Source organism: Myxococcus sp. MxC21-1, assembly GCF_032612255.1.
Classification (GTDB): domain Bacteria; phylum Myxococcota; class Myxococcia; order Myxococcales; family Myxococcaceae; genus Myxococcus; species Myxococcus virescens.
Genome location: NZ_CP123278.1, coordinates 5887872 through 5913230 on the forward strand (window position 1 = coordinate 5887872; position 25359 = coordinate 5913230).

The window sequence follows — 25359 nt, forward strand, 5'->3', positions numbered from 1 at the left end:
ACGCGCTTACTGGCCATTGCCAGCCTCCCATCGCTCCTGCGCTGCCTGCTCCCACTCGGCGATGAGCTTCGCGAGCGGCGCGTAGTTCTTGTGGACGCGCACGTCCTCGCACGCTGCGTAGTACCGGGCCTCGTCAGCTCGCCGGTCGTAGACGTCGAGCGGCAGGAAGTCGTTCTGCATGAGAAGCAGGTTGCCGATGATAAAGGCCGTGCGGCCGTTGCCCTCCCGGAACGGATGAATGGCGATGAGCTCGCCCATTACCTCTGCGACGAAGTTGAAGACCCTGCCGTCGTCGTCGGAGAGGAAGGGAGAGCGCGAGAACACGTCGCGCTCGAGGACGGTCATCTGCGGCTCGATGCCGCCGGGCGGCAGTGGCCACTTCGTCGGGCCGTCGCCCTTGTGCAACGAGACCGTGCGCCACTGTCCTGCGAACGGGTAGATGGCACCCATCAGCTCGGTGTGGACGTGCTGGACCAGGATGGAGGTCAGCGCGACAGGCTCCGCACGATCGAGGTACGAGGCCACCAGTTCCATCGCGCGCGCGACGCCTTCGTCTTCGCGACGGTATATCTCCTCTCGGTCGAGGCAGCCTGCAAAATTCAGGAGGATGCCGTCGGCGGTCGTGATCCAGTCCCACTCACGTTCGTACTGCTGCCACGGGATCGGGACGACACGAGGCGACGTCGGGACGACGGCGGCCGCCAGCTCCTCGATGCGCTCTTTCTTCAGCTTCCGATGCTTCGCCGGCACCGTGTAGAACGCGCCTGGCTCGCTCGCCTGATAGTACTCGGCCTTCGCCTTGCCGCCGCCTCTGTGGAAGCGGAAGCCGAAGTCCTTCTCGGTCCATCGCCAATGCACGCGGCTCATCGGACGCCTCCGTGGATGACGAGCGCGGCCGCCTCTACCGTCGCGTCGTCGAGAATGCCGAAGCCGAGGTCGAGCATCACGACCAGCGGGTTGCGCTTGAGAAGGATCTCCGTGCGCAGCTTCTCGAAAGTCGTGAGGTTCACGAAGGTCGCGGAGACCAGTGCACCCACGTAACCTTCCGGCTCGGTCAACTGCGTGCCGCGATCAATGAACGCGGCGTAGATGTCGTTCGAAGTAAGCGGATAGGCAGCCTTGACGAACTCCTTCACCTTCGGGACGAACGAGCCATAGGGCGGGTTCATCACGGCGATGTCGTAGCGGCGAGCCAACATCTGAAGCAGCTTGAGGCCGCGCGCCGTGTCCTCGGCGAAGAGACGTTCTGCCGGGTCAGCAGAAGACTGGGCAGCAGCTTCCTCGATCGCGACGAGCAGCTCTTGCTGGAGTTGCGTTGCCTCGTTCTCGAGCACCTTGCGTTCGAGCTCAAGCTGCCGTGCCTTCTGGCGGTCGGAGTCGGTGAGGATGCTGCCGAGCTCTTGCTGCGCGGTAACTTTACGGCGGATGAGCTTCGTCAACCCCTTGTCCTTCGCCTGCGCATCGACCCAGTCGCCGAGCACCTGGCCGACACCCTCGCGAACCTGGACGAGGCTGCCCAGCTCGCCCACGTGCTGGAGGTTGTCCCAGAGCGTCTTGAACAGCCGCTGGCGCAGCTCCGACGAGCCGAGCTTGGAGCCGACGCGCTCGACGAGCTGCCTAAGGCGCTCCGCACCGAGGTCGACCGCGTTCGCGACGACCAGGTTGCTTCGTCGCACTTTCACATCGAGCGGAGAGAAGCCGTGCCTGAGCGCAGCCTCCTTCGCCGTCAGCATCAACGACAGCGAGGCAATCTGAATCGCGCGCGGGTCGATGTCGATGCCGAAGAGGTTGCGCTCGAGGATGGCCGCAGGGATCGCGCGCGGGTCCTTCACCGAGGGTTCGGCAGGCCAGCCCGGCTTCCCTGCGTTCTCGATCTCGTCGAGGTACATGCGGTGGAAGAGACCGAAGGCGTACTGACCAAAGTGCATCGTGCCGCACGCGGGATCGATCAGCGTGATGTCGATCGCGCGCTTGGACTCCTCGACCTGGCCGTCGTCCGTCAGACGCTGATACCGAATGCGCTCGCCCGTGCGCGGCACGAGGTAGTCCGCGACCGGCGCGTCGCTCGTGCGCTGCCCCGGCAGCGGAGGCGCCTCCTTTGCCGCAAGCGCTGAGTCCGGGTGCATCTGCAGCCACAGGCGGCCGAGCGTGTTGTCGACGAGCGCTTTGACCACCCACGACGGCGTGTAGAACTGGTTGATGACGGCCAGTTCATACGAAGAGCGAGGCGTCCCCTTGTTCTCGTCGCGAACGCGCTTCTTCTCGTCGCGATTGAAGAACTGGTAGACCCAACCGAGGAAGTCTTGTGCGCGGTAGGCGTCGGCGGGCAGCCCGTCGTTGATGAGTTGCAGCACGTTGGTGAGCGCTGCGTGCGTGGGCCACACGCACGCGTACTCGTGGTCGGGATCGAAGAGGACCCTGATCTCGCTCGTGACGTGACGGAACGCCGACGTAAGCCCGTCGCGTAGCAGCGCCTCCTCGGCGTCGTCTTCGTACTTGTAGCGGCTGCCCCCGGCGGCACGGAAGTCGCGGAGGTAACGCGACCGCGCCTGGCCGGCGATCGGTGTGATGACCTCGGTCTCCTCGGGAGTTCCTGCCGCATCTCCGGGGGGCGGCAAGTACAGCAGCTTGCGCGCCTCCATCCCTTTCAGCCCCACGAGCCTGTTGAGTAGTGTATAGGTCAGCTCACGAATGACGTTGTCATAGCCGCGCTCTGGCGTTCCCTCGGAGAGCGACTCGCGCGTGACTAGCGCCTCGACCCGCTGCCGAACGATGACGGACGCAGGCGGCAGGTTCATCTTGTCGAGCGGCACGTGCTTGCCGTCGCGACGAAGTCCGAGGCGCCCAAGTTGTCCTTTAGATTCCTTCGGTCGCGCGGGGTCGACCGCGCCGAACTCGTCGTCGAGCGCCTTGCGGACCTTGGGCACCCACGACTTGACCGCCTCCTTGAGGCTGTCCGAGAGCGCCTGTGCCGACGCCGGGCCGCTGCTGTTCTGATCGCTTGGGCTCACTTCACCACCACCGTGAAGCCCTCACGTACCCGGGCCTTGAGCTCTTTGGACATCGTGTCGAGCGCAGCGTCGACGTCTGCCTCGGTCGCGAAGCGCTTCCCGACGAGAACGGAGCCAGGACGCCACTCGAACACCTTCTCGCCGGGAGGAGGCGGCGGCAGGACGAGCGCGGCCAACTCGGACTCCACCTGGGAGCGATAGGCAGGGAGCGCCACGAGGGCCTGCTCCAGCGTCGTCAGGCTGCGCTTGCCGGCAGCGTCGAGCAGCGACTCCACAGACGTGAGTGTCAACGGCGGGTAGTGACATGCCCGACCGGTGCCGAAGACCTTGGCGACCACCGACTCGCGCTGGCCCGCAGGAGCGTTCTTGTAGGCGTCGCTGTCGTGGATGGCAGCGAGCGCCATCTCGGCTGCCTGGCGCACCTCGTCGTAGCTCTGGACAAACGCGTCACGGTACGCCGCGAACGCGGCGTCGAGCGCGGACCGGTAGTCCGACCAACGAGCAACGACGGCCTTGTCCGCGACGATGGCCGCGAGGTCCTTCGCAGCCTGGTCGAACCCCGCGCGCTTCGGATGCGCGTCGGGAAGAGGATGGTCTGCCGCGAGCGACACCAGACGACGCGACAGCTCGAAGTCCTTGTGCCGGTTCGCGTCGAGGAAGTGCCGGAGCGCCTCGACCGACTGGAAGAGTGTCTTCCAGACGTCCTCCTTGGCAAGGAAGGCGGTCACTACCGCCGTCGGATCCTTCGCCGTCGTGGGCTCGGTCAGCGCGCTTTCGGCGCTGAGGATGGCGTCGGGCACAGGAAGGCCCTGCTGCGCGCGAATGCGTGCATCGTCGATGCGGGACTTCAGCGTGAGCCCGAGGCTCCGCACCGCAGCGGCGATGGCATTCCCGGACTCCGGTGTGCCGCTCACCCCCATCGCGATCAGCGCCTTGCTCGCTTTCTTGATCTGATCGACCGACAGGCTCGTCTCGGCGATGCGGAACGTGGCCTTCTTGAAGGACGTGATCTTCGAGAAGAGCTCGTCGGCCCCCTTGTAGTCATAGAGCGCGGTCGGCCCGGCAGCGCTCTGCTGCTCGATGTAGACGGCACCTGCGCGGAAGCAGGCCGCGAGGAGCAGACGAACCAACTCATCGGGCCAGCCGAAGGGCGCCCGCGAGAAACCCTTGAAGCCCTTGTCGTCCTTGGCGTCGAGGAGGCGTGCCCCCTCAGCGTCGGCGCCCTCGTCGCGGAGATCGGTGAGAACTTCGAGCACCTGCGCCACGAGGGCCGACTCGCGCTGAAGGCTTCCCTGTGTGTCGAAGAGGCTCAGGTCGGGAGCGACCTTGTGCAGCTCCGACGTCGTCGGGCTGAGGAGCGCCTTGAGGTTCTTGGCGAACTCGAACGAGCGATCCGCGATGGCGAAGCGCGGGTACACGTTCGGGATGACCGACGAGAGCGCGCTCTTGATCGGCTCCTTGAGGTCTGAGACGCCCTCGAGGCTGATCTCCTGCCCGCCGTGGAACAGCGTACCCGTTAGGAACGCACGCTCGAGGTCGCGCACCAGCGCGCCTTTCAGCTCGTCGCGCTCCTTGCGCTTTTCGGAGAGCGCATCCTGCGTTTCCGACGAGCTGTCCTCCGTGAAGCGCTTGTCGCCGGTGACCTTGACCAGCGCCTCGTAGCGCTTGAAGCGGGACTCGAGATTCTCGGGGGCCTCCGCCACCCACCACACGGTCTTACCCTTCGCGCCGGCCGCCTGGTTCTTGCGGCGCACTTCTTCGAGATCCTGCTTGCGTCCGGGTGCGAGCGGGCTGGTGATTACGACCTCCAGCTCCGGCCCCGTTTCGACCGCTTCGCCGTCGAGATGCACGCCGAAGGAGAACGGCACCTTCGTGATGCCGTGGGTCACGGCGAAGTTGGCGAGCTTCTTCCTCGTGACGACCTCGTCTTTGCAGAGCTGCTGCGCCGTGCGCCGGACCGCAGCGATGCTGATGCTCTTCGGACCTCCGGGACGCACCATCTCCTGGATGGCCTGTTCGATAGTGCGCTCCCGCTCGTTGAGGAACTTCCACTCGCCGGTCGCTTCATCACGGGCGACGTAGCCCGCCTCCTGGAGCGCGATGAGGGTCGCTTCGACCTGACTGCGGAGCGGCGCAATCTCGGTGGTGAGGTCGCGCACCAGCAGCTTCGCGAGCGTCTCGGGAACACGAGGAACCCAGGTGATGCGCTGGAGCAGCCAGAGCACCTTGAGGACGCGCGACGACTCGACGGGCATGTTGGGCACACGCTCGTCGGACTCGTAGATCGAGCGGACGCCCGACGCGCCCAAGTACTCCTGCGAGAGCAGGTCGTTCTCCACGGCATCGAAGACCTGGTCGAAGCTGACGATGACGCCGAGCTGCTTGTCGGCGAGGTCCTGGAGCGCATCCATGACCACGGCGATCATCGAGCGAACGCCGCCCGAGATACGGAAGCCCGAGAGTGCCTCAAAGATGTCCTGCGCCAAGCGAACCTGGTGAGGCAGGAACGGATAGGCGTCGATGAAGGAGCGCTCCGTGATGCTCGCGAGGCGGCGACTCGCCTTGATGTCGGCGAGGTCTGCGATGTGGCCTTCGTGCTTCGCGTAGAGCGCCTTGAGTCCACCCTCTTCCGCCGGGCGCTTCTTGAGGATGCGCTCCGACACGACCTTGTTGATCTCATCGGAGATGAGGTGGGGCTTGAGCTCGAAACGCGCGTTGAGGCGCCCGACGAGGGTCGGCTGGAAGTTCGTGCGGTCGACGACCTTCTCGAGGTCCTGCTGGCTCGTGACGACGAGCCAGACTTTGCCCTTGCCCTTGTTTCCGATCATCTCGGCGAGGCTGTTCAGCTCGCCGATGCGCTCGTTCGAGTCGCCGATGAACGTTCCCATCTCGTCGATGACGAACACGAGGTGCTGCGACTTGCCGCCCATCGGCTTCTGCGCATCGACCCAAGCGACAAGCTCGTCGGCAATGCCTTCCGCCGTGAGCTTCTCGTGACGGAACATGTCGGTCAGCGCCTGCAATGCGGACTGCTCGTCCGGGTACTCCTTCGGATCGATCTTCGGCAGAACCTTCGAGAGGCGCCGACGAACAGTCATCAGGTCGCCGCGGCCTTCGGCACTGCGCCAGGGCACACCGTGGAGCGATTCGAAGGTCTCGGCGAGCTTATCGAGGAGGCCCCGCTGCTGCAGGCGACGCTCGATGCGAGCGACGATGAAGTTCTCGCCGAACCCAATGTCCCGATAGAACTCCGAGAGGAGGATCTCGCCGACTGAGTTCGGGTTGGTCAGAGACTGGCGGCTCTTGATCTCGAACGCGATGGTTCGGACTTGCGTGTTCAGCTTGATCTCGCCGAGGCGCAGGCGAACGTCCTTGCCGCGCTGGCTGTCCGAGAGGTGCTTCACGAACGCGTCGATGCAGCGCTCGCCGCCGCTGCCAAGCTCGTCGTTCTGGAGCAGGTAACCGAGAACCTTGGCGAAGTGCGATTTGCCGGAGCCGAAGAAGCCGGAAACCCACATGCCGACGACATCGCGCGAGGCACCGCCGCGCCGGAGCGTCTCGCTCACCTGCGTGAACGTGTCGACGATGCGCTTCAGCTCGTCTTCGATCTTGTCGGTGACGACGTACTCGCGCACCTCGTTGGCCAACGCCGAACGATCGAACACCTTGACGACGCCTTCGATCTTCACGCCGATGTCGCGCTTGATGATTTCTCGAATGGTGGTCATGTGCTGGCTCTCTTCCTCGATGGCATCGTCCAGGCTCTCAGCGCGCGAACAGCTTGACGGCCAGGTAGTTGGCGCCGTCCGCCTGGTTCATGAAGTGAAGCTTCCCGCCGCGCTCCTCTCCCGGAAACCCGAGAACGATGCGCGCTTCGAGGTCTCGCATACCGCGAAGGACCTCTCCGTATCGGACCACGGGATAGAGGGCGACGGTCGCGAACACGAAGACGTTCCCTCCGGGGATCTTGGCGGCTTCCTCGGTGAAGCGCGCTTGAAGGGCGGCCTCGGACCGCCTCGAGAGCCCTTGCTGCATCCAGCGGTAGTCCTCGAACTCGTCCTCCTGGAGTGACGCGATCTGTTCCTCACTGAGACCTGAGAAGAGGAACCCGGTCAGATCCAGGAGCCGGTACGGAATGGCTTTGGCATCTAGTTCGGGCACAAAGGTGTCGAGGAGGTGCTCGCGGAAGTCGAGCTCACGACTGGGCGGGTAGATCAACAGGATCGAGCTGTCGGTCTTGACTCCCCGGTCGTGGCGAAGTGGCGTCTTCAGGATCTCGAGAAGCGCGGTGAACATGCTCTCCATCAGGCGCCCCTCACGTCCAGCTCTACAACATCACCCTGCATGCGAAAGCGAAGGGCGCCGACACGGTTCATCTCACCCAGCGCATCGATCACCTCAGTGGTGTCGAGGCAGAGCAGCTTGAAGGCGGGCGCTCGTACAATGTCGAGCGGCGCGACGCCGGCGAGGCGAAGCGCCCGTACCAGCAGGCGCACGGGAGCGCCGTAGAGAGCGGGCCGGACCGAGGTCTTGCGAATCGTGCCCCGCGCAAGTCCGAAGTCCCGGATGCTCGCCGTGTACTTCTGGGCGACGGCCACTCGCGTCTCGTCCGACCATGCGCGCGCTTCCGGGTGCGCGCGGTACGCGCGCTCGATGAAGGCCAAGACGTCGGCAAGGCGGACTTCGGCAGGGGCACGACGAAGCAGGGGGTAGAGCAGCTCGAGACCAAGGTCCGTCACGAGACGATCGTTGAGGGCGAAGAACACGTACGCGGTGAGACTGCGCTCCGGCTCTGAGGTGCACCGCTGCCACTCCGCCCAAAACGCCGCGAAGAGGGGGTCTTCGGCGTCGAGGCGGTACCGCGCCTTCAGCTCCTTCCACAGCTTCTCGCGCGCAGCCTTGGACGGCTTCGCGAGCCGGTTCTCGTCGACCACTCGGCGCCGGTACTCGGCAGAAGTGAGAGCCTTCGTCTCGCCGTCGAGAAGCTGGTGAAGCTCCGTGAACAGAGCCGAGCGCGCGGAGAGTCTCGACGAGTACGGTGCTGCCGGATCCAGACCGGCGACCGCGGCTGCATGTGCCGGTACGTGCGCACCGGTGGTCTTCGACTGTGGAGGGCGGGCCGTCATCGTCCCTGCTTTCCGCCAGGGTCGACGCCCTGGCGATCCGCCGCCTCCCCGGCCTTCACCCAGCCGTCCACCTCGTCGCGCTTGAACTTCCAGAGGCGACCTACGCGATGTGCTGGCATGCCCTTCGCGCTGATCCACGTGTAGACCGTGTCCTTGCTGACCCCCAAGTACTCCGAGATTTCGTCCACTGAGAGCCATCGGTCATCCATGCGTCACCTGGTTCAAGGCCGGGCGGTCGAGGGACGCAGGGGTAGCAGAGGATAACGCCAGCTTCAATCGGGTTTAGCCGAGTATCGTCGGATGCAGCAGGGCGTGCCACGCCGCCCGCTGCTCGGCCCACGTGCTCGCGTGGGCCACCGCCCGCAGGGTGCGCTCGGCCATCGGCTCGGCGCCGTCCACGGCTTCGAGGGCCAGGACGGCGTCCTGGAGATCGGGCGCCAACATCAGGAGATCCAGAAGCTGGGTGATCCGGGCCGCGCGTCATCCCCAGCTTCCGCGCGACGGCCGCGCGGTCGGCGATGGGCCGCCTGCCGATGACGTCCTGCAAGTAGTGCGCGAGGGCGAGCGTCGGGCCATGTGCGGCGGCCAGCAGGTGAGCCCAAAGTGGGAATAGAGGAGTCTTGAGGAAGACCTCGCTACGACGCTGGCCCTATCTCCCCCTACGCAAGCCGCGGTCCGTCCTCTCCAGTAGGGGCTATGCGCTCGCTTGGCCACTGTCGCTGGAGGTCGGAGTAGCGCTGCCGCAGCGCGTTGGCCACGTCCTTCCCTTAGCGGCCATCCAGCCTGCCGCAGACCCGGCAGCGCCCAGAGCCGTACATGATTTCGATGAAGTTGCGCTCCGTGAGTACCTCCTTTTACGGATCCTCGACCTGCCCTGTTGGGCAGCGGCCCGTCTCCATAGTCCAAGGCAATGGTGGCGGCGTGACGATGCGCCGCCGGTTGCGCCCGCGCCAGCGCAGACACTTGGTACAGCCCCAGCCGATCCACATCGCGCAGCCCAGCACGTTGACGAGGGAGCCGCAGCTCAAGCGAGGGCACTTGAAGAACACGCGCTCCCCACCGTAGCTGGTAGGGCTCGGCACGCGGGCGAGGTTCACCTCAACTGTGAAGCCGAACTTCTCTAGCCAAATCGACCGTGCTTCTCGGAACCGCGCAGGCTTCAGCTGCGCCCGCACCATCGGAAGGCTGATGCGCGAGAAGGTGTCGCGGTAGAACGCCATGACGCGCTCACCCTCCCCCACGGACGGTCACCGTGTCCGCATGCGCAACGATCAGCTGCACGGGTTTGTCACGGCCCAGCTCGATGCGGTGCTCCTCCAGCAGCATCTCGAATCGCCGGGTCATGCTGTCCGCCAGCTTGGTGAGAGCCCTCACCGATTCAAGGTCCCGCCGGCCCAGAGCCTCGCCCGCCGCCGTGTCGATGAGGTCCATCTGGGTGCGGGTAACGGCCAAGGTGCGGGCAATGGTGCGCCGCCGGGTACCATCCCCATCTGGCCCCGCGAGCGCCTCAGCCAGGCCACGGGCGTGCTCCACGAGCTGTTCTGCGCCGCCGGTGGTGAAGCTGGTGACCGCGAGCTGGTCAAGTGCCGGCAGGCCCAGCCGGGGCTGCTGTGGCGGCTCCGCGCGCGCGAGGGCGGGCTCCTTGGTGTCGGGAGCGCATGGAGCTAGGGAGAGATGACGGGGAACCGTGGGTGTTGTCACCTATAGATTGTAGGACATCTCTTGGAATCGCAGGAGGCGGGCACCTCGTCCCCGAGATGCTCTCCACCGTGGCCATCAGGCATTCACGGCCCCGGAGCAAGAAGCGCCCGGAGCATCCGACGAGCCGCTGCACCCGTCGGCCCCGCCGACATAGGGAGCAAGCGCTACCCTACCCCGTCCCAGATCCTCAACGGTGATGTCGCCACGCCGGAGCCCATCGGTAACTGCCTGGAGGTCATTCTCAACGCCGCGGAGCTGGCTGGCGATGTGAACGAAGTCGATGCCCCGCGAGTGGAGGAGAAAGGCAAGAAGGCGGAGGAGCATGCTCAAGCATAGGTCACCGGTGAATTCTTCGTGCTGGAGACCAGTCATTCATGGGCCCGACGCTTCTCGCGAAGCCGGTGCTGCTGACGCACATGAAGCGCAATTTCCTCGCCAACGACAGCTGCAAGGTCCAGGTTGCGGAGAAAGCTCGTGAAGGTGGGCGGCTGCCTCGGCCGCTGGCGGTGGAGAGACTGGAGAACCTCGCGGTCGTACAGCGCGGTGAGCACCAGTTCAGCACCGCTGAGCTTGTCAGCCAGATTCGCGCCGTGCCGGATGAGCCGGTCGCCGTCCGCCTTCTGGCGCTCGCGTTCGCTGTAGCCTGCTGGCCAGCGGCCGAGGTGAGCGGCCAACTTGTCGACCCGGGCGTGGTAGGTGGCGTGCCAGCGCCGGTCCTCGGCGGAGTACGGTGCGTAGCCAAGGTCGCAGAGGGAGCAATGAACGAGAGAGAGGGCGTTGTCGTACATGGGGAGGAGTCTCTTGGTGCAGTAGGCGGGAGAAACACAGCAGGGGCAGGAAGTTCCCGCAGGCGCGGGCGGCCGAGGAGTGGGGGTGTTGCGAGGGGCGAGACACCGGCCATCTCGCTGTCTCGTCGGTGTCTCGCCTTTTTACCGATCAAACCCCTTATAATTACTGGACTTTTCAGAGTCTTGAGACACCCAGACACCGAGACGCCGACTTCTGGCTTTCAAACGGAGGCTCCCTTCCCTTCGGGAAGAGAATGTTTTGACTGCCGGTGTCTCGCCGCTCCGCCCACAAAACCCCAGTCCTGTAAGGGGGCTAGCAGGCGAGACGCTGAGACAGCGCCCTGGCCACCAGCACGCATCGAGATGAGAACGGCAGGCGGTGACGCCTCGCCCACCGCCCCCATCAGCGCCGTTAGCGTCATCAGGCCACGGCAGGTGGCTGGGTGGCCCCATCGGAGAAATCCGCGTCGTCTCCTTGCGGCGTCTGCCCGGGGGACGGCTGCGGCTGTTCATCCGGCCGCTCGGAGTCGTCCGACGCCCACATGGGGATTCCGGCCCACGCCCGCACCTGCACGCTTCCATGCCGCGGCTTGCCCGACTCCGCCTCGGGGATGACCTCCCGGAGAGCTTCCCACAGCTTGTTGCCCCCGGTGGGCTTCAGCTGGTGACGTCGGCACCAATCCGCGTACACCTCGCGGGCCACGTCGGAGGGCACCCAGTCCTTCCCGTCCCACTGGAGAGTGGGCTCGCGCACCTCGTCCCGGCGAACCGGCGACTTCCAACTGCTGGCGACGCTCTGCCAGCCGTCCTCCGCCACCTCGCGCCAGAACTTCAAGTCGCTCGCCTCGCACTCGCGCAACAGCCGCTTCCGGGCGTCGGTCTCGAAGAGCTCGCCGACCTGGACCTTGACGTCGCGCTCGAGCAAGTGCGCATAGAAGGCCGCCAGCTGCACGCGCGGGCCCTGCCGGTCCTCGGCGATGCGCCGGCCCAGCTCCCGGTCCAGGGGCTTGTCCTGGTAGAAGAGGACGTTGCGCCGGTCCCCCTTCTCCAGAATGAGCGGCCGCGGGTCGTTGGTGCAGTTGAGCAGGTTGAAGGTGTTGGTGAAGGTGCCGGCCTCCACATGCTTGGCCTCGCCGGACAACCGCGTGTCGGTGGCCATGGCCTTGAGTTTGTTCGCCGTCTCGCGCGAGCGGTTGGTGTCGCTCATCGTCTCGTTGAGCACCACGAAGAGCTTGTTCTTCAGCATCCCGGTGAACTTCGAGTCGAGCCGATCCTGGTCCAGCACCACGCAGTTGGACTCGCCGTACATGGGGAAGAGCCCTTCGTAGAGCAGCTGCTTGCCCGAACCTTGCGCCGGGTAGAGCGTGAGGATGATTCCCGTCTTGAGCGGCTTGCCCTCCTTCGCCAAGCGCTGTAGCGGCATGGCGAGCTGGTCGAGCAGATAGTCCTGGGCTTGCCGGTCGCCCCCTACCAGATGGAGGGTGAGCGCGTCGTAGTCCGACCAGTCACCGGGCACCGGCTGGAGCGTCGGGGGCCGGTACTCGTTGAAGTGCCAGATGCCCTTGTGCAGGACGACGGGCTCTCGCGAGTCCGGAAAGAACCCGCGGCGGCTGAAGCGCCGAATCTTCGCGAGAAAGTCGTGCGCCATGGAACCTGTCACCGAATAGAACCGTGGGTTCCAGTACGCCTCGAACATCTTCATGGCCGTGACTTCAACGTCCCACTCCCCGTCATCATCGCGCTCGAGGTACCCATTGCGCTTGACGTCGAGGAGGAACCGGTCCGGCTGCGCCTCCCGCTCGAACTGGAGCTCCTGGAGCACCTGTTGGAGTGGCCCCTGCTTCTCTACGGGGCAGCAGTTCGCCGGAGCCCCGAGGTCTTCAAGCTCCACGAACGAGACCGGCTGGGTGGGTGCGGCATCGTACAGGCTGCCGCACTGGGCGGCGAGGGGCGTGCTGGCGAAGAACGCCTCGAATTCGGCCTTGCCCTCGGCCACGAGCTCGGGCACGTCGGCAGCGGTGGCCTTGATGATGAAGGCCAGGGCCGCCAGCAGGTCCAGGCTGAGGCGCGAGGGACGGTCCTTCAGCTCCGCGAAGAGATCGGTCTTGAACAGCCGTCGCCGCACCTCGACGACATCCGCGGCGAACACCGCGACAGAGCAGGCACTGGTCATAGCACACCTCCCCCGCGGGCACGAAGGCTGAGCCGAGCCGCGTGGATGAGAGTGGTGGCTCCGGCGGACCAGTGCTCCTCGGGCATGCCACTGGCCACCATGTGCGCGAAGGTCATGGGACCAACGGTGCGCACGGAATCAATGGCGCCCAGGAACGTCCTCTCTGCCTCCGTCCACGAGTAGCCCGAGTAGCCCTCGCTCAGTTCGTGGAACTCCTTCCGGGCCCGCTCGAGCAGGTCCGGGTGGTCTACGACTGCGCAGGCAAGGTTCTGGCCGACGCCCCGCCACGTTTCGCGATCCACCGCGTCCGGGTCCTCCTGCATCCAACGAGCGATGGGGTGGCGGAGCATCTCCTCCAGCAGCGCCTTGGCCTCCCGACGGGGCATGGGGGCTTCGTGCGCGCCCTGCTTGCTGTGACGCTTAGACTTCGCGCCTATCACCACAATCGACGATGCCGGCGGCTGGAAGCCTTCAGGCGCCGGGTACGCCTTGAGCACATCGGCAATGTGGTAGCGCTCGTGGCCAGCGCGCACGAGTTGCACGAAGGCGGGGTTGGACGGGTCCTTCATGTGGAAGAAGCCCGGTACGCGCATGACGCGCGGTAGGTCCTTCACCGCCGGATCCGTCCCGAAGTGGGAGGTGGAGTTGCCCCCGTCAAATCGGACAGCTCAGGCTTGGGAATTAGCAGTACGGAACTCGCGGGGTGACATCATCTTCAATCCTCGATGAGGGTGGCAGCGGTTGTAGTCGTCGAACCAGGCGGGCAGCTGGGCGAGGACGTGGGGAGCCGAGGGCAACTCATTGACGTACACGTAGTCACGCTTGAACGTCTTCACGAAAGCCTCGGCCATGCCGTTGCTTTCCGGGGAGTAGGCGGGCGTGGTGCATACCAGCAGGCCGAGGCTCCGGCCGAAATCGCGGGTGTCCGTGGCCGTGTAGACGGGCCCGTTGTCCGACAGCCACTCCACCGGGTGTGGCACCCTCGAGGTGCCCGGGCCGAAGCGGGCCTCCACCGTCTCGGCCATCAAATCCTGGATGGTGAGGCCGGTGGGGTGCTCGGCGGACGCACGGTACGCGATGAGCTCCCGGTCGCAGCAGTCGAGGCTGAATGCCACCTGGACGCGCTCGCCGTTCCAACAGCGGATTTCGAAGCCATCGCTGCACCAACGCAGGTTGGACTTCAACGTGATGATGGTGCCCTCATGGGTGCGTGTCGGCTTCCCCGTGTGCCTCTGCAGGAGGAGCTGGGCGTCGCGCATGAGGCGGTAGGCCCGCTTGTGGTTGACGGGCGATTTCCCCGCCGCCCGGCGCTGCCGGTTGAGGAGGGCACAGGCTCTGCGGTAGCCGTACGTGGCGCGCTCCTGAGCGACGGCCTTGAGTCCCTCCAGCACCTCGGCGTCAACATGGGCGTCTGGGTTGCGGGGCTCCCGAGGGCCCAGGGGCCGGTGCAGGGTGGAGCGGGCCACGCCGAGGGCCCGGGCCACCGCGCTCACAGAATGCCTCCCAGCTTGGACAAGGCCGCGGGCGACAGTAGTTTTTTTCGCGGGCCAACTCCACCGCGTCCCGGAGCACTTCCGCCTCCTGCGTCTTCTTGCCCAAAAGCCGCTGGAGCTCACGCACCTGCGCCTTGAGCGCCTGCACCTCGGACTCGGGCACCACGGCCTCCCCGGCCTGCAGCCCGGATACGCCGCCCGCCTCCTTCAGATGCCGCCAGCGGAACAACTGGCTGGGGCTGATGCCGTACTTCCGTGCCACCAGGGACACGCTGCTGCCAGGCGCCTCACTCTCGGTCACCAGGCGCAGCTTCTCCGCCGCTGAGTACCGCCGACGGCGCTTGCCCTTCTCCGCCCCCTCCGGGGCTCCTTCTTGGGTCTTCTTCTCCATCGTCAGACTCGCTTTCTAGCCGAACGAGCCTGTCCGACTCTTCAGGGGGCTACACCAGGAGGCAAGTGCGGCCTGGGCAGGCGTGAAGTCGGACAGCTTCTCGCCCGGCACTAGAACCCAGTAATGGTGCCAGCCTTTCCGGGTGCGCACCGTGAGAGTGGGCGGCAGAGCGGCCAACCGCAGCGAGTCCGGCGGCAGCATAGCCTTGTCGTCATCGATGAAGAGGGCGCGCACGGCCACCACGTTCTCGGTCTTTCGCCTCTCGCTGTTGCCCTCGTTCACCTGGATGAAGACCCCCATTCTGCAACGGGCGTTCTCGCCGCTCAGCCAGTCTCCTGCCTTCTGGGTGAGGGCCCACCAGTGCGTTGCGTTGCGCGAAGCGGGGGCCGAGGCGGAGTCGGCCACGAGTTGCCAGAGGACTTCAGTGTCCGGCGAGCCGGTGAGGCCGGCGATGAAGGCACGAGCCATATCGAGGTTGGGAATCACCGACGATGGCTGCCGCGCCACGGTTACTTTTGTGATATCATTCATTTTGCATCTCACCTTGTCGCGATCAGCCCTCGGGCGCGTCAGGAGCGCCTTGAGGGCTTTTCTTTCTCGCGCCCCGCCGCGTTACCGTTTCACCTCATCCAGTTCACGCTCCAGGAGCTCCTCCAGCCCTTCCAGGATGAGGGAGCGCAGGGGCGGCGGTGCGCCCCCCTCACGCTGCGCGCGGGCCAAACGCAGGGTGTCCAGCCGCGACCGCACCTCACGCGGCAACGCGAAACTCGTTACGTAAGACTCAGCCTTCCCAGGTGTCCGCATCGGAAATTCCTCAAAAAATCGAGTATGTAATTACATAAATAACATAGGCAATCAGTCCCGAACACCCAACCGCCCCGAATCCTTTCAAGGATGATCTTCGCAACGTCCCCCCGTCTGCGGAGAGTTGATCACGAGTACCGGCGTAACGCAGGGGCCTACGCACCCTGCCGTCACCTCGCCTTATCAGCAGCGAGTGCACCGGAGAGGCCACGCCGGACACCTCATTTCGCCGCAGCCCCCCCGGCACGCGAACCAGTCGCAGTGTTGGCCTCGCCACGCCTGGTGCTCCCCCAACGAGACCGCGCGCCCGCCAGTTGCATGGAACGGGCGTCTATTCTCCGCCGTGGATTAGGCGTTCTCGTGACCCTTGGAGGCGCCGTCCTCTACCGCCACTTCCGCCTGCGCGGAGCCGCCGTTCTCCGGGACGTCCCGGAGAAGTTCCGTCCCGCCGCCGCTCTGCTCCTGCGCATTGACATCCGAGACCTGGCTCACCAGCTTACGCTGGTCCTGAATGGTCCCGTCCAAGCGCTCCAACTCGAAGCGAAGCTCGCGCAGCACATCAGCAATAGAGTCGAGCTGTTCTTCCTGGCCTCTCATCGCGGTCTCGGCAGCCCGGTTACTCACCACGTCCGGCCACTTCTTTGCCTGAGTGATGACACGCCGAAGCTCCGCCGCGACTTTGGCTAGAGGTGATCTCAGAATTGCCTCAAGAGGATGAGGATGCAGCCGAGGTGGAGGAAGCCGAGGAAGTTCTCCACCTTCACCTCGTAGCGGGTGACGAGACGACGGAAGCTCTGAAGCCAGGCGAAAAGCCGCTCCACCTTCCAGCGGCGGCGATATCGACGCAGCTCACGTTCATCCTGAGTCTTCGTCTTGCGCCCTCGACGGTGCGGGGCAATCAGCTTCACTCCCCGCTGGTGCCACAGTCGCTCGTCGAGTTTGTCAGCGTCATAGGCCTTGTCGCCGATGAGCCGCTCGGGAAGCTCGTCGATGAGGCTCTCGTCGAGCGTAGCTTCGAGGAGTTTGGTTTCGTGGGGAGAAGCGCTTGCCGCGCCAATGGCGAGAGGAAGACCAGCGCCGTCTGCAGCTGCCATGACCTTCGTCCCTTTGCCCCGCTTCGTTTTCCCGACGCAGGGCCCCCTTTTTTCTACGCCGGCAAAGCTCTCCTGAGCTCCCGCTCAATCGCTGCGAGGTAGGCGTTCGGATTGGCCCGGAATCGACGGCCCAAGACTCGCGCGTGTTGCCGTCTTCGAAGGGAGGCACGCAGCTTCCTCCACGCGATGATGTCTTTGGGGGCCAGTTCCGCGCCGACAGTGGGGGCAAGTCGGGTCGCCACTGCGGCGACGACTCGCACCTGTCCGCGCACCACCAGGCCCTCGCTTCCGCGGCGCCGACCCGAGGCCCGGCGCTCGTGGTAGCGGCAACTGCCAAACAGGTGCTCCAAGTCATTGTCCGTGCGCGGCAGGCCGGGTACGTCGTAGCAATGGAAGAGGCCGGGCCAATAGCGACGCGTCTCCAGGAGGAAATGTGCCAGCGCGGCGCGGTGGGGGAGCGGGTGCGTCGCACGGCATGCTCCAGTGCGCCGACAAGGCCGGCCATGCGCCTTTTGACGTGACAGCCTTTCTGGCCGGAGGCATTGGTGAGGATTTCGGCGACACGCTCTACCCACCGGTAGGCCGCCTTCAGTGGTGGCCACATCCTCGCCGTCTGCATCAGGCCGCGCCTCAATAGCAGGCGCAGCCGTTTCAGCTCTCTGGCGCGCGCCCCCTTTTTCTGACCGGCGGAGACTGGCTTCAATCGCTCGCAGCCGACGGTGCAACTCCAGTCCGGAGGGCTTCAGGGGTGGGCGTCTGTCGTCCGTCAAGGCGCTTCGCACCGCGGCGCAGTAGCTGCGGACAGCTTGTGCTTGGGCGTCCTGGCGCCCCTCGACGGCGCGCTCGATGACGCGCACTCCTCGCACATGACTCTTCAGCAGCTTCTTGGCGTGCCGGTCCGCCTCGTAGAGGGGGCGGGCCGCTTCACGCAGGTAGTGGAAGTGGCAGAGTTGGTGAGGCACCCCAGGCAGCGCCGAGGCTACCGCGTTGCGGATGGAGCGCTGGCCATCCGAGACGACTCCGGCAATGGGCACCGCCAGCGCCGCTTTCACTTCCAGGAGCAGCGGGGCCAACTCCTGCTCACCACTGCCCAGCAAGCTACGGGCTGCCAGCACCTCACCGGAGAGACAGTCGCGCACCACCCACAACACCTCATGGGCCACTTCGGGTTGCAGGCCGTCCATGGCCAGCACCACCCGGCCCTGCTGACGTGTCACCTGCTGGAGTCGTCGGCTGTCTGTCATTCGCAGCGCCAGCAGCTCGTCATACCGGTCGAGTTGGTTGGTGACACTGCGCTCGGAAATGGAGACGCCCCGTGCGCGAAGGAGTGCATGGATTTCCGGGACGCTGCGATGCTCGTGGTAGCGCAGTGCCCCAATCAAGGCGATGACGTCCAGGCCAAACTCATGGTCCGGCAGTGCCCACCGGCCCTCTTCTTCGGCACGCACGGGCTTCAAGTATAACGGGCAACCCTTCCGGTGGCACACTCGCACCTGTACCTTGAGGGCGACCACCGCCTCCAGCGTCACCACGTTCCGCCGTGCCCGGTAGTCCGCTGGGGCGGGCCCTCCGCACGCGGAGCACCGCCGTCGATGGTTCTCCAACCCCACCTGCCTGCTCGCCGGTGGGTGGGCAGTCGTGCGTCCCATGGTGCCACCTCCCTATTGAGGCAACACCGCGGAGGGCAGGAGGTATTTGCCGGCGTAGCTTTTTTCGCCGAGGCGAAGTACGCGTCGACGAAGCCTTCCTCCAGGTCGAATCCTCCGCGCTCTTTGAGGTCCAGGGCCAAGGCTCGCAGGACGGCGCGGAAGGTACCGTCCCTTACCCAGCCCTGAAACCAGCGGTGGACCGTCTTGTAGGGCGGATACTTCTCCCGCGGCAGCTCGCTCCATTGGGCCCCGGTGCGCAGAATCCACAGGATGCCGGCCCACAGCGCCCGTGAGGGCGTGGGCGTTCGCCCAGGCCGGTCCTCCCGCTTCAGCTTCCTCGCTGGGAGTAGCGGCCCAATCAGGCTCCACTGTTCTTCAGTCAGGTCCACCGGGCTGCTTCGAACATGGCCATCCCCTCCATGTCGATCAGCGGCCTGGTTATCGCCCCCATGCCTGCTCGCTCAATTCTGAGACCACTTGTAGTGACGGCTCCTTGCCAGTAGGCACTGCTTTTACCAGCCTCTTCAACTCCTTCACGGTAGGCTTGTCTCGGAACGCTTGCTCTACCAATTCGGTGCGCCGGGCAGACTGTTTCACCTTAGCCAAGACCACCAGATGATTGAAGGACAGGGGTGTGTTCGCCTCCCCGTTGCGCCTGACGAGAGCCTCGAACTCCTCTGGGATCCAGGCCTGGGCAACCCGCTTGTAGTCGTAGAGCGTATCCACATCGCGCCTGACCGCTTTGGCTGCCCTCTTGACGACCTCCAGGCCGTACTTCGACTTGCGCATCTCTTCGAGGACAAGGCGCCCCGTTTCGTAACGCGCGCGCATGTCGTCCTGATCGGCCTTGGCGAGCTGAGTGCGGAGCTTCTTGCAGAACTCCTCGTAAGTCCGCTCCTGTTCCTCTGGCGCCGCAGCCTTCGACCGTGTTGGTCCGGTGCCTCTCCGTTGCGCCTTCTGCTTTGCCTTCATCACCCACTCCTCTTGTCGAAATCGGCGGCTCCATTGCCGCCGCCGGCAGTGACAGAGGCAACGCGCAAGCCAACAAGTTTACCCAATAACTTCATTAGGTTGGCTTTGCCAAGTGTGCGAGCGGCTCTCTAGATGTAGAGTCTCCTCGCAAGATGACGAGCCATCCTCGACGAACAGTCGTTTTCGGTGTTCTGGGTACCAAACTCGATGCCCATCATCTGGGCAGCGACGTACGGCGCAGCCACTGGCGCCCAACAGTGGCGCTCTGCGCTCAACAGCATCAGAAGCCGCCGCTCAGGGTCGACGAACTCGTCCTGCTCCACCGTGCACGGAGTGAGGAACTCGCCGCGCAGGTAGCAGATGAGGTCCGCTCCGTTTCTTCCGCGACGCAAGTGACGCAACGGCTACTCGAGCTTGATGACACCTTTGATTTCGAAGAGGTGTTCCCCAAGCTCCATGCCTTCGCCCACGGCTACGACTTCCGGCCCGACCAAGCGGACTACTACGTCCACCTCACAACGGGCAGCCATGTCATTCAAATCAGTTTCTTCCTGCTGACATACCTGCGGAAGATTCCCGCACGTCTCGTGCAGACCTTCCACCCACTCTGCCAGATGGGCCTCTGCCGGGAGGACCAGTCCCCCGGAGATCCAAGGGGCAGCCATCGCGTGGTGAGCCCCGACCTATCAGGCTTCATCAGCATTCGAGACGCTCGGAACGAGGGGATTGCCTCGGTCGAGAACCATCTGAAGGGACGCATCAATACCCGGAATGCTACGTACAACTCGCTCATCGCGCTGGTGGCGAAAGTGGCGACTCGGTCCGCGGACCCCATCCTCCTTGAAGGGCCGACAGGCGCCGGCAAGTCAGAGCTCGCCAAGCGCATCGCTGAGAGCAAACTGAGCGCCCATCAGCTGAAAGGGAAGTCTCTCAGAGAGAACTGCGCGACGTTCCAGGACACTACCCACGCCCACTCCACGCTCTTCGGCCACGTCAGGGGCGCGTTCACCGGAGCCAGCGGGAGAAGGGATGGCCTCCTTTACGCAGCCAACGAGGGAGTGCTGTTCTTGGACGAAGTGGGCGAGCTCAGCCCCAATGTGCAAGCCATGCTTCTCAAGGCTCTGGATGAGAAGGAGTTCACTCCTCTGGGGGCTGACCGCCCTGTTAGAAGCAACTTTCACCTGATTGCCGGCACGAACCGCGACCTCGACGAGGAGGTTCGCCAAGGACGGTTCCGCAAGGACCTGCTCGTCCGTATCAGCACATGGCGATTCCGGCTGTCCTCTCTTCGCGACCGTCCAGAAGACATCGAACCCAACCTTGATCACGAGCTAGAAAACAGCCGGAGGAGCGTGCAACTCGCCCCTTCCGCCAGGCGCGCATTCCTTGAGTTTGCCCGGTCCGCCGAGGCTACCTGGGATGGAAACTTCCGCGACCTTGCCGCAGCGGTGCGACGAATGGTCACGCTGTCGGATGATGGCAAGATCGATGTCGACCTCCTCGAACCGGAGTTCAAACGGCTGAAGCACAGCTGGCAGGGACAACACGCCAATCCCGATGATGAAGTTCTCACCCGGTATCTCGGCCTTGAAAGGAGCGCAAACCTGGACCGCTTCGACCGCATGCAACTCGCGGCGGTCTTACGCGTCGTGGAGAAGAGCCGGACACTCGCCGAGGCGGGACGGAAACTGTTCGATGTGTCGGGCCCTCAGCGCAAGCAGCGGAATGACGGCGACCGGCTGGCGAAGTACCTTCAGGGTTTCGGGCTCGTCTGGCGGGATGGGCAGCTTCTCCAGTGCTCTCCTCCGTCACGTAAGCCCCGGCGGACGTGACAAGAGCCAGACGAGCCTTTCGGAAGAACACGCTGATGGTGCTGTCAGCGTCCAAACCTTCTTCGAGCCCCCACTTCCCCACCGGCATGTTGCTCTCCGCAGGCTGATGCAACAGCGGCCCACTGCGTTCGACGTGCTGACGCCGGCGCAGCGGCGCCCGAAGGCACGCAGGGCCCGTGGGTATAAGAGCAGAAGGAAAGCTGATGTCGGTGGCGCCGCCTTCTCTGGGAGGCATGGCTCCGAGATAGCCGTTTTCATGAAGGGTCCATCCATCAGTCCCAGGGCTACCTCGCCCCTTTCTGCGCCGCCCTCCCCGTTCACCCTTCTCCCAGGAGACCCCATGCAGGTCCACCCTCAGCTCCAGCAGCTGCGCGACGAGCTACGCGCGTGCTTTCCCGAGTGGCAGGACGTGATCGACGGCGCCATCGCTGCCCTCCTCTGCGGCGAACACGTCCTCCTCGTCGGACCGCCGGGCACGGCGAAGTCGGCTCTCGTCCGAACCATCGCGAGCGTCTTTGGCACTGTCCTCTTCGAGCGGCTTCTCACCCGGACCTCCACCCCCGAGGAGCTGCTGGGGCCGATGTCCCTCCAGGCGCTCGACGAAGGCCGCTTCACCCACGTCACCACCGGAATGCTGCCCGAGGCCCTCTTCGCCTTCATCGACGACGTCTTCGCGGCTAGCAGCCCCGTGCTCAACTATCTCCTCTCGTTGATGGACGAGCGCGTCTTCACCAACGACGAAGCGCTCGTGCCCGTCCCCCTCGTCAGCCTCTTCGGCGCGACCAGTAAGCTGCCCACGGACGCTGCGCAGGAGCATCTCCTCGACCGCTTCCTCCTGCGCTTCGACGTGGAGCTACTCCACCAGCCCGGTAACCTCCGGGCCGTCCTCACCGCGCCCGAGCCCACCATTTCCACCGTGTTGGGAATGGAAGCGCTGCGCGCCATGCAGGCGGCCGTTGCCAACGTGAAGCTGACGGAGGAAACGCTCGATGCCATCGTTGTTCTGCGCGACGCGCTGAAGGACGAGGGTCTGGTGGCGTCCGACCGCCGCTGGAAGAAGTCGCTGCGCCTGGTCCAAGCCGCCGCCTTCCTCGAGGAAGAAGCGGAGACCTCCCCCGAGGACCTCACCATCCTGGGGAGCGTGCTCTGGCGCTATCCCCACGAGCGCCCCCGCATGTCCCGCCTCGTGAACAAGCTGATCAACCCGGCGGTCTACGAGGCCAGCGAGATTCTGGAGGACGGACGCGAAGCCGCGGCGAAGGCGAACGCCCTCAAGCCGCAGCATAGGCGCGCCTACCTCGCCCAGGCGACTCGAGCGCTGCTGCTGCTGCGCGCTCAAGTGGAGATGCTGGTCCGGCTTTCCGAGTCCGCCAGCCGCCGCACCCGCAGCATCATCGACAGTGCCATCAGCGAGCTGAACGAGCTACACGCGACGCTCGCGCGCGATGTCCACTCCACCCAGGGTCTCAAGCTGTTGAAGTGAAAACCCGGCGCGCCCACCTCCACGGGCACGTTGGGCAGCAACATCGCCCTCCTCCCGTCCGGGAGAGGGCCACGGCAATCCTCGGGCTGCCGCGTCCTCCCGCCAGTTACCGCAACCCCAGCCTTGCCGGCCGGCAGGACGGGAGGAAACCCTATGTTGTGGATTCGCCTGAAGCGGGCCCTGTCATCACGAATGGCTCGCCGCATCATCGCCGCAGTGCTGGCCGTTCTCGTCGAGGAACTGACCAGCGGCGCTGACCGATACGGGAAACACAGTCCTTACGGCAGCGATGCCTACGGCACGGCAAATCCCGGGTGGTAGCCCGTGGAGAGGAGGGCGCTGGTCCATACCCGACGGCGCCCTCCGTTTTTCACGCAGTCCCACTCCCCTCTCACGAACACGAAGGAGGTCCAAGCATGACCGCGCCATCTGATGCAGATACATCCGCTGAATCTGCGGCGGGACTCGCCGAAAAGGCCGAGGAACTCGTCAGTCTCGCTGCGGAACTGGCCCACGTTGGCGATGCGGTGAACGCGGCCGCCATCCTCAGCGAGTGCGTCTCCCAAGATCTGCTCCCCTCCGAGGAAGCGCAAACCCAGGCCCCCACCGCTATCACCGCCGTGCTGGGCCTGGTGCACGCGCGCCTGCTCCAGGTGCGCCGCGTGCTGCGTGGGACCGAGGACCCCGCCGCGATTCGCACCTCCCGTTCTGCCAGGGGCGAACCGCAACTGGGCGACGACCCCGATGTGGTGCTGCGCCCGTGGACGCCCGCTCAGCGCGCCGCCCACCACGCCCGCCAGCAGGAGAAGGCCGAGCGGGACGAGGAGGCCGAGAGCCCCTCCGCTCCGCCTCAGGAAGGATGACCGTTCCGCTTTCCTGGACCGGCAGTCATCCTGCACCAAGTCGCAGGCCGCCCCGCCCGGAACAGCCAGCGAGGGCGGCCTTCTTTTTTGGTTCAGGGATGCCCTTGACGGGCAGCCGTCTTGAGATGAATGTCCCACTTGAGAACGGACGAGCGAAACGCACGCCCGCCTCATCGAGGGCCCGCCTTGGCGGGCTGCGGCGCTCCGGCGGCACGGCCGGAACCGCGACCTCACCAGCGCAAGGGATGCTCCGGCGAACCTTGGCACATGGCAGTTGAGACTGACTGGGTAGCCACACACCTGCCGTTGCAGGGTGCCCCCTGATGACACGCCGGTCCCCGCGGTGCATCGCCGCGACCGGACGGACCGGCACTTCGTCGTTGGACGCGCTTGTGCCAGCGCGCGTGACGTCGTGTCTCAGCAGAATGATGGGGCGGGAGCCCCTGTCCCCTTCCCGGAGATGCTCACCGTGGAGGAAGCCGCAGCCTTCCTGCGGGTGAACCGGAAGACTCTCTACGAAGCCGTCCGTCTGGGCAGCGTCCCGGGTGTCGTCCGGCTGGGTAGGACCATTCGCATCAACAAATCCGCCCTGATAGGTTGGGTTCAGGGTAACGGCAGTCCTGCGCTCGGAGAGAAGCAATGAGCGTGCGGCTGCGGAAGTGGAAGTCGAAGGAGGGCAAGGTGCAGGAGGCGTGGTGGGTGGACGTGAAGTTCCAGCATGCCGACGGGCGCGTGGAACGCGTGCGCAAGGCGTCCCCGGTGAACACCCGCCGGGGAGCCGAGCAGTACGAGCGGGAGCTGCGCCAGGCGATCCTCAATGGGGCGCACACGCGCGGAGCGCCGCCACCAGAGGTGCCCACGGTGAAGGGCTTCACGGAGCGGTTCCTCACCTACAGCTCCAACCACAACAAGGCGAGCACCCTGGCCGCGAAGCAGCAGCTGCTCGACAGCCACCTGCTCCCGGCCTTCGGGAACCTCCGACTCGACCGCGTCGGGCAAGCGGACATCGAGTCGTTCAAGGCCCGGAAGCGCAAGGAGGGCCTCTCGCCCAAGACAATCAACAACGCGCTCACGGTCCTGCGCACCCTGTTCGCAGTCGCCGTCGAGCAGGAGGTCTTGCCGCATGCGCCGCGTGTGAAGCTGCTGAAGGCGGAGAAGCCGGAGTTCGACTTCCTCACCTTCGAGGAAGCGGAGCGCCTTGTCGCCGCCGCGGAGCCGGCGTGGCGCACGATGGTCCTGGTGGGGCTCCACACGGGCCTGCGGCGGGGCGAGCTCATCGCCCTCCAATGGGACGCGGTGGACCTGGTCGCAGGCCGCCTCGTGGTGAAGCGCAACGTCTGGCGGGGCCACTTCGGCAGCCCCAAGGGGGCCGCTCACGCGAGGTGCCCCTCAACGCGGTCGCCCTCGACGCGCTCAAGGCGCACCGGCACCTGCGGGGGCCGTTCGTCTTCTGCGACGACCAGGGGGCCTTTCTCAAGAACGACACCTGCCGGAACGCCATCCTCCGGGCCAGCAAGCGGGCCGGGCTGCGCCCCATCGGATGGCACACGCTGCGGCACTCCTTCGCCAGTCACCTGGTCATGCGAGGCGTGCCGCTCAAGGCCGTGCAGGAGCTGCTGGGGCATGCCTCCATCGAGATGACGATGCGGTACGCGAATCTGAGCCCGGACGTGAAGAAGGACGCCGTGCGGGCCCTGGAGCAGCGCCCGAGGGGCACATACGGGGCACATGGCGCGACCTAGCCAAAAATCCCCAATGCCTCTGGCCGGTTAGAAGTGCACGAGCCGGGGATCGAACCCGGACGGCCCTTACGGGCCAGCGGATTTTAAGTCCGCTGCGTCTGCCAGTTCCGCCACTCGTGCCCTGCTGCGGGCAGCACCCTACAGGGCCTGTCCTACCTCCGGCAAAGGCCTCGTGCAGCCCCAGGCTCTCTTCCCTCTCCGCTGGGGCTCCTGGCAGGCCTGGGCGCCTCATTTCGC

21 protein-coding genes, 1 tRNA gene and 5 pseudogenes are annotated in these 25359 nt (G+C 65.4%); 7 read left to right on the forward strand and 20 right to left on the reverse strand.

Annotated elements, in window-relative coordinates:
* Positions 1-6 precede the first annotated feature (6 nt).
* From QEG98_RS25890 to QEG98_RS25975, 19 genes and pseudogenes are all read right to left on the reverse strand, one after another.
* The gene (locus QEG98_RS25890) at positions 7-867 is read right to left on the reverse strand and encodes a Fic family protein (RefSeq protein ID WP_316563191.1); all 861 of its coding nucleotides are present in this window, start codon (positions 865-867) and stop codon (positions 7-9) included.
* A complete protein-coding gene (locus QEG98_RS25895) occupies positions 864-3011 on the reverse strand; it encodes an Eco57I restriction-modification methylase domain-containing protein (RefSeq protein ID WP_316563192.1) in 2148 nt (715 codons plus the stop codon). The genes QEG98_RS25890 and QEG98_RS25895 overlap by 4 nt, the downstream gene beginning before the upstream one ends.
* A complete protein-coding gene (gene brxC / locus QEG98_RS25900) occupies positions 3008-6739 on the reverse strand; it encodes a BREX system P-loop protein BrxC (protein WP_316563193.1) in 3732 nt (1243 codons plus the stop codon). Before brxC ends, QEG98_RS25895 begins: the two co-directional genes overlap by 4 nt.
* A gap of 37 nt (positions 6740-6776) precedes the next feature.
* Positions 6777-7316: a hypothetical protein gene (locus tag QEG98_RS25905; RefSeq protein ID WP_316563194.1), complete on the reverse strand. Its 540-nt coding sequence runs from the start codon at positions 7314-7316 to the stop codon at positions 6777-6779.
* Complete coding sequence (locus QEG98_RS25910) at positions 7316-8137, reverse strand: BrxA family protein (protein ID WP_316563195.1); 822 nt, start codon at positions 8135-8137, stop codon at positions 7316-7318. Before QEG98_RS25910 ends, QEG98_RS25905 begins: the two co-directional genes overlap by 1 nt.
* Positions 8134-8346: a methylation-associated defense system helix-turn-helix domain-containing protein MAD1 gene (mads1, locus tag QEG98_RS25915; RefSeq protein ID WP_410477839.1), complete on the reverse strand. Its 213-nt coding sequence runs from the start codon at positions 8344-8346 to the stop codon at positions 8134-8136. The genes QEG98_RS25910 and mads1 overlap by 4 nt, the downstream gene beginning before the upstream one ends.
* A gap of 73 nt (positions 8347-8419) precedes the next feature.
* Positions 8420-8581, reverse strand: coding sequence for a hypothetical protein (locus QEG98_RS25920; RefSeq protein ID WP_316563197.1), 162 nt, complete (start codon positions 8579-8581; stop codon positions 8420-8422).
* Positions 8582-8991: 410 nt separating this feature from the next.
* Entirely contained in the window at positions 8992-9357 is a 366-nt protein-coding gene (locus tag QEG98_RS25925; RefSeq protein ID WP_316563198.1) for a hypothetical protein, read from the reverse strand.
* Between the two features lie 7 nt (positions 9358-9364).
* Positions 9365-9838, reverse strand: coding sequence for a hypothetical protein (locus QEG98_RS25930; protein WP_316563199.1), 474 nt, complete (start codon positions 9836-9838; stop codon positions 9365-9367).
* Between the two features lie 368 nt (positions 9839-10206).
* A complete protein-coding gene (locus QEG98_RS25935) occupies positions 10207-10626 on the reverse strand; it encodes a hypothetical protein (protein ID WP_316563200.1) in 420 nt (139 codons plus the stop codon).
* Between the two features lie 421 nt (positions 10627-11047).
* Positions 11048-12799: a DUF5906 domain-containing protein gene (locus QEG98_RS25940; protein ID WP_316563201.1), complete on the reverse strand. Its 1752-nt coding sequence runs from the start codon at positions 12797-12799 to the stop codon at positions 11048-11050.
* Positions 12796-13392: a hypothetical protein gene (locus QEG98_RS25945; RefSeq protein WP_316563202.1), complete on the reverse strand. Its 597-nt coding sequence runs from the start codon at positions 13390-13392 to the stop codon at positions 12796-12798. The genes QEG98_RS25940 and QEG98_RS25945 overlap by 4 nt, the downstream gene beginning before the upstream one ends.
* A 61-nt stretch (positions 13393-13453) precedes the next feature.
* Positions 13454-14683, reverse strand: a pseudogene (locus QEG98_RS25950) (IS3 family transposase).
* A 15-nt stretch (positions 14684-14698) separates the two neighbouring features.
* Positions 14699-15214 carry a hypothetical protein gene (locus QEG98_RS25955; protein WP_316563204.1) on the reverse strand — a complete coding sequence of 172 codons (516 nt, stop codon included), beginning with the start codon at positions 15212-15214 and terminating at the stop codon, positions 14699-14701.
* Between the two features lie 621 nt (positions 15215-15835).
* Positions 15836-16114 carry a hypothetical protein gene (locus QEG98_RS25960; RefSeq protein ID WP_316563205.1) on the reverse strand — a complete coding sequence of 93 codons (279 nt, stop codon included), beginning with the start codon at positions 16112-16114 and terminating at the stop codon, positions 15836-15838.
* A 68-nt stretch (positions 16115-16182) separates the two neighbouring features.
* Positions 16183-16596: pseudogene (locus QEG98_RS25965) on the reverse strand (IS5 family transposase); the annotation flags it as partial.
* A gap of 38 nt (positions 16597-16634) precedes the next feature.
* Positions 16635-18113, reverse strand: a pseudogene (locus QEG98_RS25970) (ISNCY family transposase).
* Positions 18107-18619 (reverse strand): transposase, encoded by a 513-nt coding sequence (locus tag QEG98_RS42190; protein WP_410477840.1) that lies wholly within the window; start codon positions 18617-18619, stop codon positions 18107-18109. Before QEG98_RS42190 ends, QEG98_RS25970 begins: the two are co-directional and overlap by 7 nt.
* 49 nt (positions 18620-18668) lie before the next feature.
* Positions 18669-19202, reverse strand: a complete 534-nt coding sequence (locus tag QEG98_RS25975; protein ID WP_316563206.1) for a hypothetical protein — start codon at positions 19200-19202, stop codon at positions 18669-18671.
* 152 nt (positions 19203-19354) lie between these two features.
* Between QEG98_RS25975 and QEG98_RS25980 the strand changes: the two genes are divergently transcribed.
* The 7 genes and pseudogenes from QEG98_RS25980 to QEG98_RS26010 all read left to right on the forward strand — a co-directional run bounded on the left by QEG98_RS25980 (position 19355) and on the right by QEG98_RS26010 (position 25122).
* On the forward strand, positions 19355-21034 hold the full coding sequence (locus QEG98_RS25980) for an RNA repair transcriptional activator RtcR family protein (protein ID WP_316563207.1): 1680 nt from the start codon (positions 19355-19357) through the stop codon (positions 21032-21034).
* 340 nt (positions 21035-21374) lie between these two features.
* A complete protein-coding gene (locus QEG98_RS25985; RefSeq protein ID WP_316563208.1) occupies positions 21375-22517 on the forward strand; it encodes an AAA family ATPase in 1143 nt (380 codons plus the stop codon).
* 416 nt (positions 22518-22933) lie between these two features.
* On the forward strand, positions 22934-23380 hold the full coding sequence (locus QEG98_RS25990) for a hypothetical protein (protein WP_316563209.1): 447 nt from the start codon (positions 22934-22936) through the stop codon (positions 23378-23380).
* A gap of 412 nt (positions 23381-23792) precedes the next feature.
* Positions 23793-24023: a helix-turn-helix domain-containing protein gene (locus QEG98_RS25995; protein WP_316563210.1), complete on the forward strand. Its 231-nt coding sequence runs from the start codon at positions 23793-23795 to the stop codon at positions 24021-24023.
* Positions 24020-24337: pseudogene (locus tag QEG98_RS26000) on the forward strand (site-specific integrase); the annotation flags it as partial. The gene QEG98_RS25995 and the pseudogene QEG98_RS26000, both read left to right, overlap by 4 nt.
* 329 nt (positions 24338-24666) lie before the next feature.
* Positions 24667-24984: pseudogene (locus tag QEG98_RS26005) on the forward strand (tyrosine-type recombinase/integrase); the annotation flags it as partial.
* Entirely contained in the window at positions 24985-25122 is a 138-nt protein-coding gene (locus tag QEG98_RS26010; RefSeq protein WP_316568061.1) for a hypothetical protein, read from the forward strand.
* A 34-nt stretch (positions 25123-25156) separates the two neighbouring features.
* On the opposite strand, the gene QEG98_RS26015 is transcribed toward QEG98_RS26010, so the two are convergent.
* Positions 25157-25242: transfer RNA gene (locus tag QEG98_RS26015), tRNA-Leu, on the reverse strand.
* Positions 25243-25359: the final 117 nt, after the last annotated feature.

Coding starts and splice junctions, on each gene's coding strand:
- QEG98_RS25890 (WP_316563191.1), bottom strand. CDS start 867: ATGAGCCGCGTGCATTGGCGATGGACCGAGAAGGACTTCGGCTTCCGC.
- brxC (WP_316563193.1), bottom strand. CDS start 6,739: ATGACCACCATTCGAGAAATCATCAAGCGCGACATCGGCGTGAAGATC.
- QEG98_RS25905 (WP_316563194.1), bottom strand. CDS start 7,316: ATGGAGAGCATGTTCACCGCGCTTCTCGAGATCCTGAAGACGCCACTT.
- QEG98_RS25910 (WP_316563195.1), bottom strand. CDS start 8,137: ATGACGGCCCGCCCTCCACAGTCGAAGACCACCGGTGCGCACGTACCG.
- mads1 (WP_410477839.1), bottom strand. CDS start 8,346: ATGGATGACCGATGGCTCTCAGTGGACGAAATCTCGGAGTACTTGGGG.
- QEG98_RS25920 (WP_316563197.1), bottom strand. CDS start 8,581: ATGTTGGCGCCCGATCTCCAGGACGCCGTCCTGGCCCTCGAAGCCGTG.
- QEG98_RS25925 (WP_316563198.1), bottom strand. CDS start 9,357: ATGGCGTTCTACCGCGACACCTTCTCGCGCATCAGCCTTCCGATGGTG.
- QEG98_RS25935 (WP_316563200.1), bottom strand. CDS start 10,626: ATGTACGACAACGCCCTCTCTCTCGTTCATTGCTCCCTCTGCGACCTT.
- QEG98_RS25940 (WP_316563201.1), bottom strand. CDS start 12,799: ATGACCAGTGCCTGCTCTGTCGCGGTGTTCGCCGCGGATGTCGTCGAG.
- QEG98_RS25945 (WP_316563202.1), bottom strand. CDS start 13,392: ATGCGCGTACCGGGCTTCTTCCACATGAAGGACCCGTCCAACCCCGCC.
- QEG98_RS25955 (WP_316563204.1), bottom strand. CDS start 15,214: ATGAATGATATCACAAAAGTAACCGTGGCGCGGCAGCCATCGTCGGTG.
- QEG98_RS25975 (WP_316563206.1), bottom strand. CDS start 19,202: ATGAAGGCAAAGCAGAAGGCGCAACGGAGAGGCACCGGACCAACACGG.
- QEG98_RS25980 (WP_316563207.1), top strand. CDS start 19,355: ATGACGAGCCATCCTCGACGAACAGTCGTTTTCGGTGTTCTGGGTACC.
- QEG98_RS25985 (WP_316563208.1), top strand. CDS start 21,375: ATGCAGGTCCACCCTCAGCTCCAGCAGCTGCGCGACGAGCTACGCGCG.
- QEG98_RS25990 (WP_316563209.1), top strand. CDS start 22,934: ATGACCGCGCCATCTGATGCAGATACATCCGCTGAATCTGCGGCGGGA.